Annotated in this window: 15 protein-coding genes; 12 read left to right on the forward strand and 3 right to left on the reverse strand. The window is 61.5% G+C overall.

Annotated features, from left to right (window positions below):
• The first annotated feature begins 181 nt into the window (after positions 1-181).
• The 4 genes from F8N49_RS16565 (at position 182) to F8N49_RS16580 (ending at position 3,699) form a co-directional block, all read left to right on the forward strand.
• Positions 182-979: a hydroxymethylpyrimidine/phosphomethylpyrimidine kinase gene (locus F8N49_RS16565; protein WP_007909650.1), complete on the forward strand. Its 798-nt coding sequence runs from the start codon at positions 182-184 to the stop codon at positions 977-979.
• Positions 980-997: 18 nt separating this feature from the next.
• Positions 998-1,621, forward strand: coding sequence for a thiamine phosphate synthase (gene thiE / locus F8N49_RS16570; RefSeq protein ID WP_071173686.1), 624 nt, complete (start codon positions 998-1,000; stop codon positions 1,619-1,621).
• A 15-nt stretch (positions 1,622-1,636) separates the two neighbouring features.
• On the forward strand, positions 1,637-2,920 hold the full coding sequence (hemL, locus tag F8N49_RS16575; RefSeq protein ID WP_016773047.1) for a glutamate-1-semialdehyde 2,1-aminomutase: 1,284 nt from the start codon (positions 1,637-1,639) through the stop codon (positions 2,918-2,920).
• Between the two features lie 224 nt (positions 2,921-3,144).
• Positions 3,145-3,699 (forward strand): tetratricopeptide repeat protein, encoded by a 555-nt coding sequence (locus F8N49_RS16580; RefSeq protein ID WP_016773046.1) that lies wholly within the window; start codon positions 3,145-3,147, stop codon positions 3,697-3,699.
• Positions 3,700-3,889: 190 nt separating this feature from the next.
• Here F8N49_RS16580 and F8N49_RS16585 read toward each other — a convergent pair whose 3' ends face one another.
• Positions 3,890-4,219: a DUF1820 family protein gene (locus tag F8N49_RS16585; protein WP_016773045.1), complete on the reverse strand. Its 330-nt coding sequence runs from the start codon at positions 4,217-4,219 to the stop codon at positions 3,890-3,892.
• A 132-nt stretch (positions 4,220-4,351) separates the two neighbouring features.
• On the opposite strand from F8N49_RS16585, the gene miaB reads away from it, so the two are divergent.
• The 5 genes from miaB (at position 4,352) to lnt (ending at position 9,724) form a co-directional block, all read left to right on the forward strand.
• Entirely contained in the window at positions 4,352-5,680 is a 1,329-nt protein-coding gene (gene miaB, locus F8N49_RS16590; protein ID WP_016773044.1) for a tRNA (N6-isopentenyl adenosine(37)-C2)-methylthiotransferase MiaB, read from the forward strand.
• 181 nt (positions 5,681-5,861) lie between these two features.
• Positions 5,862-6,854, forward strand: a complete 993-nt coding sequence (locus tag F8N49_RS16595) for a PhoH family protein (RefSeq protein WP_071173687.1) — start codon at positions 5,862-5,864, stop codon at positions 6,852-6,854.
• A complete protein-coding gene (ybeY, locus tag F8N49_RS16600; protein ID WP_016773042.1) occupies positions 6,847-7,341 on the forward strand; it encodes an rRNA maturation RNase YbeY in 495 nt (164 codons plus the stop codon). Before F8N49_RS16595 ends, ybeY begins: the two co-directional genes overlap by 8 nt.
• Before the next feature lie 5 nt (positions 7,342-7,346).
• Positions 7,347-8,186 (forward strand): HlyC/CorC family transporter, encoded by an 840-nt coding sequence (locus tag F8N49_RS16605; RefSeq protein ID WP_024014438.1) that lies wholly within the window; start codon positions 7,347-7,349, stop codon positions 8,184-8,186.
• Positions 8,187-8,200: 14 nt separating this feature from the next.
• Positions 8,201-9,724, forward strand: a complete 1,524-nt coding sequence (gene lnt, locus F8N49_RS16610; RefSeq protein WP_151551925.1) for an apolipoprotein N-acyltransferase — start codon at positions 8,201-8,203, stop codon at positions 9,722-9,724.
• A 115-nt stretch (positions 9,725-9,839) separates the two neighbouring features.
• Here lnt and F8N49_RS16615 read toward each other — a convergent pair whose 3' ends face one another.
• Positions 9,840-10,601 (reverse strand): YdcF family protein, encoded by a 762-nt coding sequence (locus F8N49_RS16615; RefSeq protein ID WP_071173690.1) that lies wholly within the window; start codon positions 10,599-10,601, stop codon positions 9,840-9,842.
• 104 nt (positions 10,602-10,705) lie between these two features.
• Complete coding sequence (locus tag F8N49_RS16620; RefSeq protein WP_071173691.1) at positions 10,706-11,029, reverse strand: hypothetical protein; 324 nt, start codon at positions 11,027-11,029, stop codon at positions 10,706-10,708.
• Between the two features lie 255 nt (positions 11,030-11,284).
• Between F8N49_RS16620 and leuS the strand changes: the two genes are divergently transcribed.
• The 3 genes from leuS (at position 11,285) to holA (ending at position 15,662) form a co-directional block, all read left to right on the forward strand.
• Positions 11,285-13,891 carry a leucine--tRNA ligase gene (gene leuS / locus F8N49_RS16625; RefSeq protein ID WP_151551926.1) on the forward strand — a complete coding sequence of 869 codons (2,607 nt, stop codon included), beginning with the start codon at positions 11,285-11,287 and terminating at the stop codon, positions 13,889-13,891.
• Positions 13,892-13,979: 88 nt separating this feature from the next.
• Positions 13,980-14,585 (forward strand): LPS assembly lipoprotein LptE, encoded by a 606-nt coding sequence (gene lptE, locus F8N49_RS16630; RefSeq protein WP_071173693.1) that lies wholly within the window; start codon positions 13,980-13,982, stop codon positions 14,583-14,585.
• 39 nt (positions 14,586-14,624) lie between these two features.
• On the forward strand, positions 14,625-15,662 hold the full coding sequence (gene holA / locus F8N49_RS16635) for a DNA polymerase III subunit delta (RefSeq protein WP_151551927.1): 1,038 nt from the start codon (positions 14,625-14,627) through the stop codon (positions 15,660-15,662).
• The last annotated feature ends 48 nt before the right edge of the window (positions 15,663-15,710 follow it).

The following is a 15,710-nucleotide window of genomic DNA, read 5'->3' on the forward strand; positions in this document are numbered from 1 at the left end:
AGCGAGGTGTGTCAGAAAGAACCGGATTGCAGGGTTTGGGGCCGCTTCGCAGCCCAACGGGGATAAATCCCCTCGCCACAAATGTGCTCCAAATAAAGACTGCGGGGTTGTCCGACAATCTGCTCGCAAACACCGTGAGTACTGAACCCCAAAATCAGCTTTGGTGGTAAGCTCGCGCACCATGAATATCTACAGCTCCCGCCCCGTTGTCCTCTGTCTCTCCGGCCACGACCCCAGTGGTGGCGCCGGCTTGCAGGCAGATATCGAAGCCCTGCTCGCGCAGGGTTGCCATGCGGCTCCGGCCGTCACCGCCCTGACCGTGCAAGACACCGTCAACGTCACTGACTTCCGCGTCCTCGACCGTGAGTGGGTACTGGCCCAGGCCAACGCCGTGCTCAACGACTCCGAAGTCGCCGCAGTGAAACTGGGCATGCTCGGTTCGCTGGAGATGGTCGACACCGTGGTCGAACTGCTCTCGGCGCACCCGCACCTGCCAGTGGTCTGCGACCCGGTGCTGCGTGCCGGCGGCGGCGGACGCCTGGGCAAGGACGAGGTCGGCTACGCGATGCGCGAACGTCTGCTGCCGCTGTCGATCATTGCCACGCCCAATCTTCCTGAAGCGCGCATCCTCGCCGAACTGCCCGAAGGCACGGCCGACGAGTGCGCGGAAAAACTCCTGCCATTCGTCAAAAACCTGCTGATTACCGGCGGCCATGGCGACGAAACTGAAATCCACAACCGCGTGTACAGCCGCGACGGCCTGCGCGAAACCTTTATCTGCCAGCGCCTGCCGGGCAGCTATCACGGCTCCGGTTGCACGCTGGCCAGCGCTTTGGCCGGGCGACTCGCTCAGGGCGAACACCTGGCCAGTGCCGTGCGCAGTGCGCTGGATTACACCTGGCGGACTTTGCGCGATGCCGAACAACTGGGCAAAGGCCAGTTCGTGCCGCGTCGCCTGCCGCTGGATTTCTGCTCGTAACGTCGTGAGGTCTGCCCGATGAAACTCCGTGGCCTGTATGCCATTACCGACAGCCAGTTGCTGGCCGGCAAGTTTCTGTCTTACGTGGAGGCGGCGCTCGACGGCGGCGTCACCCTGCTGCAATACCGCGACAAGAGCAGCGACGAGGCCCGCCGTCTGCGCGAGGCCGAGGCGTTGCGCAACCTGTGCGAGCGCTACAAGACGCAACTGATCATCAACGATGACGCCGAGCTGGCCGCACGCCTCAACGTCGGCGTGCACCTCGGGCAGACCGACGGCCCGCTGTCGCCGACCCGCGCCCTGCTCGGTTCGAAAGCGATCATCGGTTCGACCTGCCACGGGCAAATCGCCCTGGCCGAACAGGCTGCCAAAGAAGGCGCGAGTTACGTTGCCTTCGGCCGCTTCTTCAATTCCACCACCAAACCCGGTGCGCCGAGTTGCAGCCTCGACTTGCTCGACGAAGCCAAACGCACGCTGCACTTGCCGGTCTGCGCGATCGGCGGCATCACCCTCGATAACGCCGCGCCACTGGTCGAGCACGGTGTCGATCTGCTCGCCGTGATCCACGGTTTGTTCGGCGCCGAGAGCAGCGCCGAAGTGACCCGCCGCGCCCGCACCTTCAACGAACTTCTGAAAATCTGATTTGAGAGCCCGATCATGTCTCGTTCCGAAACCCTGTTTGCCAATGCTCAGAAACACATCCCCGGCGGCGTCAACTCGCCGGTGCGCGCGTTCAAGAGCGTCGGCGGCACCCCGCTGTTCTTCAAACACGCCGAAGGCGCTTACGTCACCGACGAAGATGACAAGCGTTATGTCGATTACGTGGGTTCGTGGGGCCCGATGATCCTCGGCCACAGCCATCCGGACGTGCTCGACGCGGTGCGCAATCAGCTGCAACACGGCCTGTCCTACGGTGCACCGACGTCGATGGAAACCGAGATGGCCGATCTGGTCTGCTCGCTGGTGCCGTCGATGGACATGGTGCGCATGGTCAGCTCCGGCACCGAAGCGACCATGAGCGCGATCCGTCTGGCCCGTGGTTACACCGGTCGCGACAGCATCATCAAATTCGAAGGCTGCTACCACGGCCACTCCGACAGCCTGCTGGTCAAGGCCGGTTCCGGCGCTCTGACCCAGGGCGTACCGAGCTCGGCCGGCGTGCCGGCAGCCTTCGCCAAACACACCCTGACCCTGCCGTTCAACGACATCGACGCGGTTGAAGCGATGCTCGCCGAAGTGGGTGAGGACGTGGCGTGCATCATCGTCGAGCCGGTCGCCGGCAACATGAACTGCGTGCCGCCAGCGCCGGGCTTCCTCGAAGGCCTGCGTTCGCTGTGTGACAAGCACGGCGTGGTGTTGATTTTCGACGAAGTGATGACCGGTTTCCGCGTCGCCCTCGGCGGTGCCCAGGCGCACTACGGTGTGACGCCGGACCTGACCACGTTCGGCAAGATCATCGGCGGCGGCATGCCGGTGGGCTGCTTCGGCGGTAAACGCGAGATCATGCAGCGCATCGCCCCGCTCGGTCCGGTGTATCAGGCCGGTACGTTGTCGGGCAATCCGCTGGCGATGGCTGCCGGCCTGACGACCCTGCGCCTGATCAGCCGCCCGGGCTTCCACGCCGAACTGACCGACTACACCGCGCGCATGCTCGACGGTCTGCAACAGCGTGCCGATGCTGCGGGCATCCCGTTCGTGACCACTCAGGCCGGCGGCATGTTCGGTCTGTACTTCAGCGGCGCCGACGACATCGTCACCTTCGACGACGTGATGGCCAGCGACGCAGCAATGTTCGGTCGCTTCTTCCACTTGATGCTGGAAGGTGGCGTGTACCTGGCGCCGAGCGCTTTCGAAGCCGGTTTCACCTCGATCGCCCACGGCGAAGCCGAGTTGCAACTGACGCTGGACGCCGCCGAGCGTGCCTTCGCCGCATTGAAATAATCGCCGTACCGCTGACGTTGGCTATGGCCAGCGTCAGCTTTCGCCTACATCCGCTCGGTTTTTCCGACGCGTCTGCGAAAATCCTGCCTGAATCGGGCGATATATTCCCCACGCAGCAGAAAAACGAGTAAAGACTTTGTAAGGTTGGCCCTGCTTATTTCATAATGCGCGCTTATTGGATCCCTCGACGGGTCCGCGTGCCCTTCAGAGGTAAGTCGATTCCCATGAACCGCACCGGCCGCACCCTTGCATTGGGCTGCCTGTTGCTCCTTCAGCCCCTGCTCGCGCATGCACAAGCAGGCGGCAACTCGTTGTTGATCCCGGCGATGGGTCGTTGCACCCTCAATACTCAGCCGCAAGACGTCACGCAGGCATTGGCCGCCTGCCAGAAAGCGGCGGACGAAGGGGACGCGCAAGCGCAATACGAGTTGGGTGAGTTCTACTACGACGGCAAGAACGCGCCGCGCGACCTCAATCAAGCCCTGAGCTATTTCGAAAAGGCCTCGCTGCAAGGCCACGCCCAGGCGCAATTCAAGCTCGGCAGCATGTTCTTCCACGGTGAAGGCGTGCAGGCCAACAATATCCAGGCCTACATCGTGCTGAAGATGGCAGCGGTCAACGGTGCTGAAGAGGCATTGGACACGGCTGACGAAGTCTCGGAAAAGATGTCCCGCGAAGATCTCGAAACCGCCACTCAGGTGCTCGGGCAGATTTTCCGCAAATACCTGATGGAACTGCAGAACGCCGACGGGCGTACGCCATTCTCCCCACTGCCCTAAAGGCTGGGGAGATTACCTGTGGCGAGGGGATTTATCCCCGTTGGGCTGCGAAGCAGCCCCAAACCCTGCAACCCGGTTCTGTCTGACACATATTGCTGGATGGATTGCGACTGCTTCGCAGCCGAGCGGGGCGGTGCGACGTTTCGCTAAATCCCCTCGCCACAACATCATTCCAAATCCAAAGCTGTGCTTACTTCTCAGGCATCGGCATCGGAAACGGCATGACATTGCCGACCGCGCCCCGGGCCTCGCTGATTTTCGGCGTGCCCAGACGTTCCACTTCGTCGATGCGCACGATCGAATGCATCGGCACAAAACTGCGCACCACGCCTTCGAATTGCGCCTTGAGCTTTTCTTCGCTCGGATCGACGACCATTTGCGTGCGCTCGCCAAAGACGAATTCTTCAACTTCCAGGAAACCCCACAGATCACTTTGATAGATCTGCTTGGCGTACATTTCGAACACCTGGCCCTGGTTGAGGAAAATCACCTTGTAGATTGGAGCTTCGCGTTTGGTCATGGCGGGCGGATAACATCGGGGTAAAAATGAGGGCGCGAACTATAGCATAGCCACCGGACGCACAGCGGTAGGAACCTGACGGCTTGTTCCCTATAATGCGCGGTTCTTTGAATCACGTGACGACCCGAATCCATGGCCAAGAAGCTTTACATCGAAACCCACGGTTGCCAGATGAACGAGTACGACAGCTCGCGCATGGTCGATCTGCTGGGCGAACATCAGGCCCTGGAAGTCACCGCCCGCGCGGAAGACGCCGACGTGATTCTGCTCAACACCTGCTCGATCCGCGAACGCGCGCAAGACCGCGTGTATTCGCAGCTCGGCCGCTGGCGCGAACTGAAGCTGGCCAACCCGGACATGGTCATCGCCGTCGGCGGTTGCGTGGCCAGTCAGGAAGGCGCAGCGATCCGTGATCGCGCTCCGTACGTCGACGTGGTGTTCGGCCCGCAGACCCTGCACCGTCTGCCGGAAATGATCGACGCCGCGCGCAGCAGCAAGCTGCCGCAGGTCGACGTGTCGTTCCCGGAAATCGAAAAATTCGACCACCTGCCGGAGCCGCGTATCGACGGCCCGAGCGCTTATGTGTCAGTGATGGAAGGTTGCAGCAAGTACTGCACGTTCTGCGTGGTGCCGTACACCCGTGGCGAAGAGGTCAGCCGACCGTTCGACGACGTGATCGCGGAAATCATTCACTTGGCCGAACACGGCGTGCGTGAAGTGACCTTGCTCGGGCAGAACGTCAACGGCTATCGCGGCCAGACCCACGACGGTCGCCTGGCCGACCTGGCCGAGCTGATTCGCGTGGTCGCCGCCGTCGATGGCATCGACCGCATCCGCTACACCACCTCGCACCCGCTGGAGTTTTCCGACAGCCTGATCCAGGCCCACGCCGAAGTGCCGGAGCTGGTCAAGCACCTGCACTTGCCGGTGCAGTCGGGCTCGGACCGGATTCTCGCGGCGATGAAGCGCAACCACACGGCGCTGGAGTACAAATCCAAGCTGCGCAAATTGCGCGCCGCCGTACCGGGGATCTGCATCAGTTCGGACTTCATCGTCGGTTTCCCCGGCGAAACCGAGAAGGACTTCGAACAGACCATGAAGCTGATTGCCGATGTCGGCTTCGATTTCTCCTACTCGTTCGTCTACAGCCAGCGCCCGGGCACGCCTGCTGCCGATCTGGCCGACGACACCCCGGAAGAATTGAAGAAAGAACGTCTGAACGCGCTGCAACATCGTTTGAATCAGCAGGGCTTCGAGATCAGCCGACAAATGGTCGGTTCGATCCAGCGCATTCTGGTGACAGATTATTCGAAGAAAGACCCGGGCGAGCTCCAAGGGCGTACCGAGAATAACCGTATCGTCAACTTCCGCTGCGACAATCCCACCCTGATCGGTCAGTTCGCCGACGTGCACATCGACGCCGCGCAACCGCACTCGCTGCGTGGTTCGCTGATCCAGTAACACCATCGCATTGTGGATGGGGTTTCTGTGGTGAGGGGATTTATCCCCTCACCACAAAAGACCCCGCCAGCCACAGAGAATGGGTTGGAAAGCAGCGTCGATATTTAAGAGCTTTCGCACCCACGCCACTGGCGTTATCCTTGATTTCATCCTAATTGCCCCAGGGCGGCTAAATACGACCTTGAACGCACCCATCGAACCACATCGTTTTCTCCTCGAGCCTTTTGAGGCTCGCCGCTTCGCCAATCTGTGCGGGCAATTCGACGAGCATTTGCGCTTGATCGAACAGCGCCTGGCCATCGAGATCCGCAATCGCGGAAACCAGTTCGAGTTGATTGGCGATCCAAAACTCACCACGTCCGCAGAAAACCTGCTGCGCCGCCTGTACCGGGAAACCAAGGGTACCGAGCTGTCGCCAGACCTGGTGCACCTGTTCATTCAGGAATCAGCAGATATCGACAACCCGGCCCCCGCCGAACCGACCGTCGCCCTGCGCACCAAGAAAGGCATGATTCGCCCACGCGGCTTGAATCAGCAGCGCTACGTGAAGGAAATCCTCGGCAACGACATCAATTTCGGCATCGGCCCGGCCGGTACCGGCAAGACCTATCTGGCCGTGGCCTGCGCGGTAGATGCGCTGGAGCGCGAGCAGATCCGCCGCATCCTGCTGGTGCGTCCGGCGGTCGAAGCGGGTGAAAAACTCGGCTTCCTGCCCGGTGATCTGTCGCAGAAGATCGACCCGTACCTGCGCCCGCTCTACGACGCGCTGTACGAAATGCTCGGTTTCGAATACGTCGCCAAGCTGATCGAGAAACAGGTGATCGAAGTCGCGCCGCTGGCCTACATGCGCGGTCGCACGCTGAACAACAGCTTCATCATTCTCGACGAGAGCCAGAACACCACCGTCGAGCAGATGAAGATGTTCCTCACGCGCATCGGCTTCGGCTCCACCGCCGTGATCACCGGCGACATCACCCAGGTCGACCTGCCGCGCGGCACCAAGTCCGGCTTGCACCATGTGATAGAAGTGCTCAAAGACGTGCCGGGCATCAGCTTCACCCACTTCCAGCCCAAGGACGTCGTGCGCCACCCGTTGGTGCAGCGGATCGTCGAGGCCTACGAGCGCTTCGAGACCCGTGCCGAAGCTGCGAAGGAAGCCTCGCGCGATGCTTGAGCTGGATCTGCAAATCGCCACCGAGGCCAGCGCGCCGAGTGAAGCAGAGTTCCGTCAGTGGTGCGAACTGGCCCTGCGCCAGCGCAGCGCTGATTCGGAAATGACCATTCGTCTGGTCGACGAGGAAGAAGGCCGCGAGCTCAATCACACCTGGCGCCACAAGGACTACGCGACCAATGTGTTGTCGTTCCCGGCGGAAGTGCCAGACGAATTTCTCGATATCCCGCTGCTCGGCGATCTGGTGATCTGCGTGGCCGTGGTCGAACGCGAAGCCGCCGAGCAGGGCAAGGAACTAAAGGCCCACTGGGCACATCTGGTCATTCACGGCTGCTTGCATCTGCTGGGTTACGACCATATAGATGACGACGAAGCCGAAGAAATGGAAGCACTGGAACGCGAGTTGCTTGCTGAACTGGGCTATCCCGATCCGTACGCGGACGACGAAACCGAACACTCCCCCATCGTTACAACAAAGGATTCAGAGTAATCGCTATGAGCGAAGATCGATCGAGCAACGGGCAGAAGTCATGGCTGGGTAAACTGACCCAGGCTTTTGCCCACGAGCCGAAGAACCGTCAGGAGCTCCTCGAGCTGCTGCGTGATGCACATCAGAACAAACTGCTGGACAGCGAAGCGCTGGCCATCGTCGAAGGCGCCATCCAGGTGGCTGACCTGCAAGTGCGCGACATCATGGTGCCGCGCTCGCAGATGGTCAGCATCAAGGCGACCCAGACACCCCGCGAATTCCTCCCTGCCGTGGTCGACTCGGCCCACTCGCGCTATCCGGTCATCGGCGAAAGCCATGACGACGTGATGGGCGTGCTGCTGGCCAAGGATCTGCTGCCGCTGATCCTCAAGGAGAACGGCGACAGCTTCAACATAAAGGACCTGCTGCGCCCGGCCACCTTCGTGCCGGAGTCCAAGCGTCTGAACGTGTTGCTGCGTGAGTTCCGTGCCAACCACAACCACATGGCCATCGTCATCGACGAATACGGCGGCGTGGCCGGTCTGGTGACCATCGAAGACGTGCTCGAGCAGATCGTCGGCGACATCGAGGACGAGCACGACGTCGAAGAAGACAGCTACATCAAGCCGCTGCCCAGCGGTGATTTCCTGATCAAGGCGCTGACGCCGATCGAGAACTTCAACGAGTTCTTCGACAGCGAGTTCTCCGACGACGAGTTCGACACCGTCGGCGGCCTGGTGATGAGCGCGTTCGGGCACTTGCCAAAACGCAACGAAACCACTGAAATCGGCGCTTATCGTTTCCGCATCCTGAACGCCGACAGCCGTCGGATTCATTTGCTGCGACTGACGCCTATCGCTCGTTAATTCTAAGGACTGAAATGCGCTGGACAACCCGCCCCGGCTGGCCCGGTAACCTGCTGGCCGTGGCGGCCGGTGCAATTACCACCTTCGCTCTCGCACCTTTCAACATCTGGCCGCTGGCATTGCTGGCGGTTGGTCTGTTCTATGCCGGTTTGCGTGAGCTGAGCCCGCGTCAGGCGCTCGGCCGTGGCTGGTGCTTCGGCTTCGGCCTGTTCGGTGCCGGCACCAGTTGGATCTATTACAGCATCCACCACTTTGGTGGCGCTTCGGTGTTGCTCGCCGGGTTCCTGATGCTGCTGTTCACCGCGGCGATTGCCTGGTTCTTCGCCCTGCCCGCGTGGCTGTGGGCGCGCTGGTTGCGGCGTAACGAAGCACCGCTGGCAGATGCCTTGGCCTTTGCTGCGCTGTGGGTCGGCCAGGAAGCGTTTCGCGGCTGGTTCCTTACCGGTTTCCCGTGGCTTTATTCCGGTTACAGCCAGCTCGATGGCCCGCTGGCCGGGCTCGCGCCGGTGGGCGGCATGTGGCTGGTATCGTTTGTTCTGGCACTTACCGCAGCGCTGATCTACAACGCGTCGCGCTTGTTGCAGGCGCGCCGCAAGGGTTTCATCGCGGCCGGTGTGGTACTGCTGGCGGGGCCTTGGGTAGCAAGCATCGCCCTCAAAGGCCACGCGTGGACCAGCCCGTCCGGCGCACCGCTGACCGTGGCCGCGATTCAGGGCAACGTCGCGCAAAGCATGAAATGGGACCCGGCCGAGCTCAACGCGCAACTGGCGCTGTACCGTGATCTGAGTTTCCGTTCCAAACCGGTCGATCTGCTGATCTGGCCGGAAACCGCCGTGCCGGTATTGAAGGAGTCCGCCGAGGGCTACCTGACGATGATGGGCAACTTCGCCGCCGAGCGTAAATCGGCGTTGATCACCGGTGTGCCGATCCGCCAGACCGTGCATCACGAACGGCGCTTCTTCAACGGCATCACCGTGGTCGGCGAAGGCGACGGCACTTACCTGAAGCAGAAACTGGTGCCGTTCGGCGAATACGTGCCGTTGCAGGATGTGTTGCGCGGCTTGATCGCGTTCTTCGACCTGCCGATGTCGGACTTCGCCCGCGGCCCGTCGGATCAAGCGCTCTTGCAGGCCAAGGGTTACCAGATTGCACCGTTCATCTGCTACGAGGTGGTCTATCCGGAATTCGCCGCCGGCCTGTCGGCACGCAGTGATCTGTTGTTGACGATCAGCAACGACACTTGGTTCGGCACGTCCATCGGCCCGCTGCAGCATTTGCAGATGGCGCAGATGCGCGCGCTGGAAGCCGGACGCTGGATGATCCGCGCGACCAACAACGGCGTCACCGGCCTGATCAATCCGTTCGGGCAGATCACCGAGCAGATTCCGCAGTTCGAACAAGGCGTGCTGTATGGCGAAGTGGTGCCGATGCACGACCTGACGCCATATCTGCAATGGCGCTCGTGGCCGTTGATCGTGTTGTGCCTGCTGCTGCTTGGCTGGGCGTTGATGGCCAGCCGCATGTCGAAGACCCTCTGAGAAATGTGGCGAGGGGATTTACCCCGCTGGAGTGCGCAGCAGTCCCCTCTTCTGAAGGTAAGAGAGGGGCCGCTACGCGCCCCATCGGGGATAAATCCCCTCGCCACAATGATCTTCAGCGGTAAAACAATGAATACCCCACCTGCCCCACCGCTTCATTGAGCAATTGCCCGCTCTGCCAGATCGACTTGAACTCCGGCAACCAGCCGCCAAAAGGCCGGGCGTTGTCAGTGCCTAAAAAGCCCACCGGTGCCGGCACCACTTCGAATCCGGCCTGCTCAAAGCTCCACACCGCACGCGGCATGTGCCACGCCTGCGTCACCACGACGACGCGCTTGATCCCCTGCGGCAAGAGGATATCTGCCGTCATCTTCGCGTTCTCCCATGTGGTGCGGCTCTCGCCTTCCTGCCAGCGCACGCTCACGTCGAAGTCATCACGCAACGAATCCGCCATCAACTTCGCCTCGGTCGGGGGCGTGCCGTAATGCAGGCCGCCGCTGGTCAGAATCGGCAGGCCCGAGGCCTTGGCCAAGCGTGCGGCGTAACGCTGGCGCTCAAGGCCGACGCCGGTCGGCTGGTCTTCGCCCCAAGCCAGATCACCGCGCTCACGCCCCGAGCCCAACACCACAATCGCATCGGCGCGTTGCGCCAGCGTCGTCCACTCTGACCGCGCCAGCGCTGGCTCACGTTCTAGCGCCTTGGCGCTCCACTGCACGACCACCGGCAGGCTCATCAGCAGCAGGCCACCAAAGCCGAAGGCAAAACATACGCCAGCCAGCCGTGGCCGTGAGCGGCGCAGCCACCAGGCGGCCAGCAACAGCAGCAAAAGAATGCCGGGCGGCAGTAAAAGTTGTTTGATGAAATAGCGAAAGGGCATCGGGCATCTCCAAAGATGCCCGAAGCCTAAGAGTGTTGATTACGCGTTACAACCAGTAGGCCGGATCCGGTTGCAAAAGATCCGTTTCATGACCTGCCATGCGCTTACTTGGCCTGCACAGAACGCACCTTGCCGGTGTCTCTGCGCGGCGCCTTGTCCTTGAGCCAGATGATCTTGGCCGAATGTGCTGCATCGAGCTGCTTCACTGCTTGAGACAGGCATCCCTGCGTTTCACGTTCACTGCGATCCAGATAGGCCTTGACCAGTTTGAACTCGGCGGGACTCAAGCCACGCAATTCCAGTTCCAGGGGGCGCTCGTCGCGCAGCCGGTCAGCGGTTTTCACGGCGTCCAGCGCCATGCCCAGACGATCGATCAACCTTTCATACAACTCGGGTTTCGTTACGTTCTTTTTCCGTTGCTCCACCATCCCTCACCTCATTGAAGATAAGACTCACTCCCCAATTAGAGCTTAGCTTCGCTGCACGAACCGGCTACACGCCGCGACCAACGGCCCTCGTCGCCCAAAAGCTCTGGCAAACAGCTGTAATCAGGGTTTCCCTCGGCCAAGCGCGGTCATGTATGCTACGGCGCTTCCTGTCATTCCACTTCCAGCGCAGCCGGGCCATCCCGGATGCCGCCGTCGAAGAGGATTAGGCCACCCCTATCCAGTACAAAAGTAGCCATGCACGAACAATATCAGCCACGTGAGATCGAAGCCGCCGCCCAGTCGTTCTGGGATGAGCAAAAGTCCTTTGAAGTCAGTGAACAGCCAGGCAAGGAAACCTACTACTGCCTGTCGATGTTCCCTTACCCCAGCGGCAAGCTGCACATGGGCCACGTGCGCAACTACACCATTGGCGACGTGATCTCGCGCTACCAGCGCATGCAGGGCAAGAATGTTCTGCAGCCCATGGGTTGGGATGCGTTCGGCATGCCGGCGGAAAACGCCGCAATGAAAAACAACATAGCGCCCGCCAAGTGGACCTACGAGAACATCGCCTACATGAAGTCGCAGCTGCGCAGCCTCGGCCTCGCGGTAGACTGGTCCCGTGAAGTGACCACCTGCAAACCGGACTACTACCGCTGGGAACAATGGCTGTTCACCCGCCTGTTCGAAAAAGGCGTGATCTACCGCAAGAACGGCACCGTGAACTGGGACCCGGTCGACCAGACCGTTCTGGCCAACGAACAAGTCATCGACGGCCGTGGCTGGCGCTCCGGCGCGCTGATCGAAAAGCGCGAAATCCCGATGTACTACTTCAAGATCACCGCTTACGCCGACGAGCTGCTGGAAAGCCTCGACGAACTGACTGGCTGGCCGGAGCAGGTCAAGACCATGCAGCGCAACTGGATCGGCAAGTCCCGCGGCATGGAAGTGCAGTTCCCGTACAACGTCGATTCGATCGGCGAAGCCGGCACCCTGAAAGTCTTCACCACCCGTCCGGACACCCTGATGGGCGCGACCTACGTCGCCGTCGCTGCCGAGCACCCGCTGGCCACCCTGGCCGCGCAGAACAATCCCGAGCTGCAAGCGTTCATCGCTGAATGCAAGGGCGGCAGCGTCGCTGAAGCCGATGTCGCCACCCAGGAAAAGAAAGGCCTGCCGACCGGCCTGTTCGTCGAGCACCCGCTGACCGGCGAGAAGCTGCCGGTGTGGGTCGCCAACTACGTGCTCATGCACTACGGCGACGGTGCGGTCATGGCGGTTCCGGCGCACGACGAGCGCGATTTCGAATTCGCTCACAAGTACAACCTGCCGGTGAAATCGGTGGTGCGCACCAGCTCCGGTGATACCAACCCGGCGCCATGGCAGGACGCCTATGGCGAGCACGGCACGCTGATCAACTCCGGTGAATTCGACGGCCTCGACTTCGCCGGCGCGTTCGACGCCATGGAAGTGGCCCTGATCAAGAAACAACTCGGCGCCTCGCGCACCCAGTTCCGCCTGCGCGACTGGGGCATCAGCCGCCAGCGCTACTGGGGCTGCCCGATCCCGATCATCCACTGCGCAACGTGCGGCGACGTGCCGGTGCCGGAAGATCAACTGCCTGTCGTTCTGCCGGAAGACGTGGTGCCGGACGGCGCCGGTTCGCCGCTGGCGCGCATGCCCGAGTTCTACGAATGCAGCTGCCCGAAATGCGGCGCGCCGGCCAAGCGTGAAACCGACACCATGGACACCTTCGTCGAGTCGTCGTGGTACTACGCCCGCTACGCCTCGCCGCACTTCGAGGGCGGTTTGGTGGAGAAATCCGCAGCCGATCACTGGCTGCCGGTGGATCAGTACATCGGTGGTATCGAACACGCCATTCTCCACCTGCTCTACGCGCGCTTCTTCCACAAACTGATGCGCGACGAAGGTCTGGTCAGCTCCAACGAGCCGTTCAAGAACCTGCTGACCCAGGGCATGGTGATCGCCGAGACTTACTATCGTCGCGAAGCCAACGGTGCTTACACCTGGTTCAACCCGGCAGACGTAGAACTTGAGCGTGACAGCAAAGCCAAGGTGATCAGCGCCAAGCTGAAGTCCGACGGCCTGCCGGTGGAAATCGGCGGTACCGAGAAGATGGCCAAGTCGAAGAACAACGGCGTCGACCCGCAGTCGATGATCGACCAGTTCGGCGCCGACACCTGCCGTCTGTTCATGATGTTCGCCTCGCCGCCTGACATGAGCGCGGAATGGTCCGATTCCGGCGTTGAAGGTTCGCACCGTTTCCTCAAGCGCGTCTGGCGTCTGGCGCAAGCCCACGTGACCCAGGGCCTGCCGGGCAAACTGGATATCGCCGCTCTGAACGACGAGCAGAAAACCGTGCGTCGTGCGATTCACCTGGCGATCAAGCAGGCCAGCCATGACGTCGGCCAGAACCACAAATTCAACACGGCCATCGCTCAGGTGATGACGCTGATGAACGTGCTGGAAAAAGCCGCCCAAGGCACCGAACAGGACCGCGCGCTGCTGCACGAAGGCCTGGAAGCGGTGACCCTGCTGCTGGCGCCGATCACGCCGCACATCAGCCACGAACTGTGGAAGCAGTTGGGTCACGCCGATGCGGTGATCGATGCAGGCTGGCCGGCCGTGGACGAAAGTGCCTTGGTGCAGGACAACCTGACCCTGGTCATTCAGGTCAACGGCAAGCTGCGCGGGCAGATCGAAATGCCGGCCAGCGCCACCCGCGAAGAGATCGAAGCCGCTGCACGCATCAACGAAAACGTGCTGCGTTTCGTCGACGGCCTGACCATTCGCAAAGTGATCGTGGTGCCGGGCAAACTGGTCAACATCGTCGCCAGCTAAATTGGATCGGCTGCCAGGCTCGCCTGGCAGCCAGTAAAACCTTTCGGGCCGCAGAGTCGGCTCACCTGGTTTCAAGGGGAGCAACACAATGATCAAACGCAATCTGCTGGTGATGGGCCTCGCCGTTCTGCTGAGCGCCTGCGGTTTCCAGTTGCGTGGTACCGGCACCAACGAACTGTCGATCAAGGAAATCGACCTGAGCGCGCGTAACGCTTATGGCGAAACCGTGACACAGCTGCGTCAGACGCTGGAGTCCAGCGGCGTCAAGGTTTACAGCGGCGCGCCGTACAAGCTGTATCTGGCTGACGAACAGGAAAGCCAGCGCATTCTCAGCTATGCCGGTGCCGGGCGCACAGGCGAGTATCAGGTCAACACTGTGCTGAGCTATGACATCCGCGGCGAGAAAAACCTGTCGCTGATCAGCGACAAGCTCGAAGTGCAGAAGGTGTTCATTCACGACGGCAACAACCTCGTCGGCTCCGATCAGGAAGCCAACGACGCCCGTCATGAAATCCGTCGCGAGCTGGTGCAGCGCATGATGCTGCGCCTGTCGCAGCTGACCCCGGGCCAGTTGCAGCAACTGCAGCAAACCGCCAATGACCGCGCCAAGGCTGAGGCCGATGCGCTGGAAGCGGCGCAGAAGGCTGAGGCGGAAACTCCGCGTCAGTCGCCGCTCGAAATCCCGCAGCAGTAAGACGGTCGGGGCGCTCAGGCGCCCCGCTCGCCCTCCTTTATGAAGCTCGCACCCGCGCAACTCGGCAAACACCTGCAAGGCGCACTCGCGCCGGTCTACATCATCAGCGGCGATGATCCGTTGCTGTGTCAGGAAGCCGCCGACGCCATCCGCACCGCTGCCCGTCAGCAAGGTTTCGACGAACGCCAGGTGTTCGCCGCCGACGCCAATTTCGATTGGGGTGCGTTGTTGCAGGCCGGCGCAAGCATGTCGCTGTTCGCCGAAAAACGCCTGCTGGAACTGCGCTTGCCGTCCGGTAAACCTGGCGACAAAGGCGCCGCCGCGCTGATCGAATACTGCTCACGCCCCGCTGAAGACACTGTCCTGCTGATCAGCTTGCCGAAGCTCGATGGCAGCGCGCAGAAAACCAAGTGGGGCAAGGCACTGGTCGAAGGCCAACAGACCCAGTTTGTGCAGATCTGGCCGGTGGATGCCAATCAGCTGCCGAGCTGGATTCGTCAGCGCCTGTCCCAGGCAGGCTTGTCGGCCAGTCAGGACGCGGTCGAATTGATTGCCGCACGTGTCGAGGGCAACCTGCTCGCCGCCGCGCAGGAAATCGAAAAACTCAAACTGATGGCCGAAGGTGGGCAGATCACCGTTGAAACCGTGCAGGCCGCCGTGGCCGACAGTGCCCGGTTCGACGTATTCGGCCTGACCGACGCGGTGCTCAACGGCGAACCGGCCCACGCCTTGCGCATGCTTGAGGGTTTGCGCGGTGAAGGCGTCGAGCCGCCAGTGATTCTCTGGGCATTGGCGCGGGAGTTGCGCCTGCTGGCCAACATCTCCCTGCAATACAGCCAGGGCACGCCACTGGACAGGTGTTTCAGCCAGTCGAAACCGCCGGTCTGGGACAAGCGCAAGCCGCTGATGAGCAAGGCTTTGCAACGCTACTCGGCGCAACGCTGGGCGCAATTGCTGCTCGAAGCGCAGCGTATCGATGCGCAGATCAAGGGCCAGGCGGCGGGTTCGCCGTGGATGAGCTTGAGTCGTCTGGCGTTGTTGATGGCTGGCCAGCGCCTGACACTTCCTGCCGAATAACCTGTTTCCCGCATAACGGCCATTCGCGAGCAAGCTCGCTCCCACATT

The organism is Pseudomonas sp. GXM4, assembly GCF_008923895.1.
GTDB classification, from domain to species: Bacteria; Pseudomonadota; Gammaproteobacteria; order Pseudomonadales; family Pseudomonadaceae; genus Aquipseudomonas; species Aquipseudomonas atacamensis.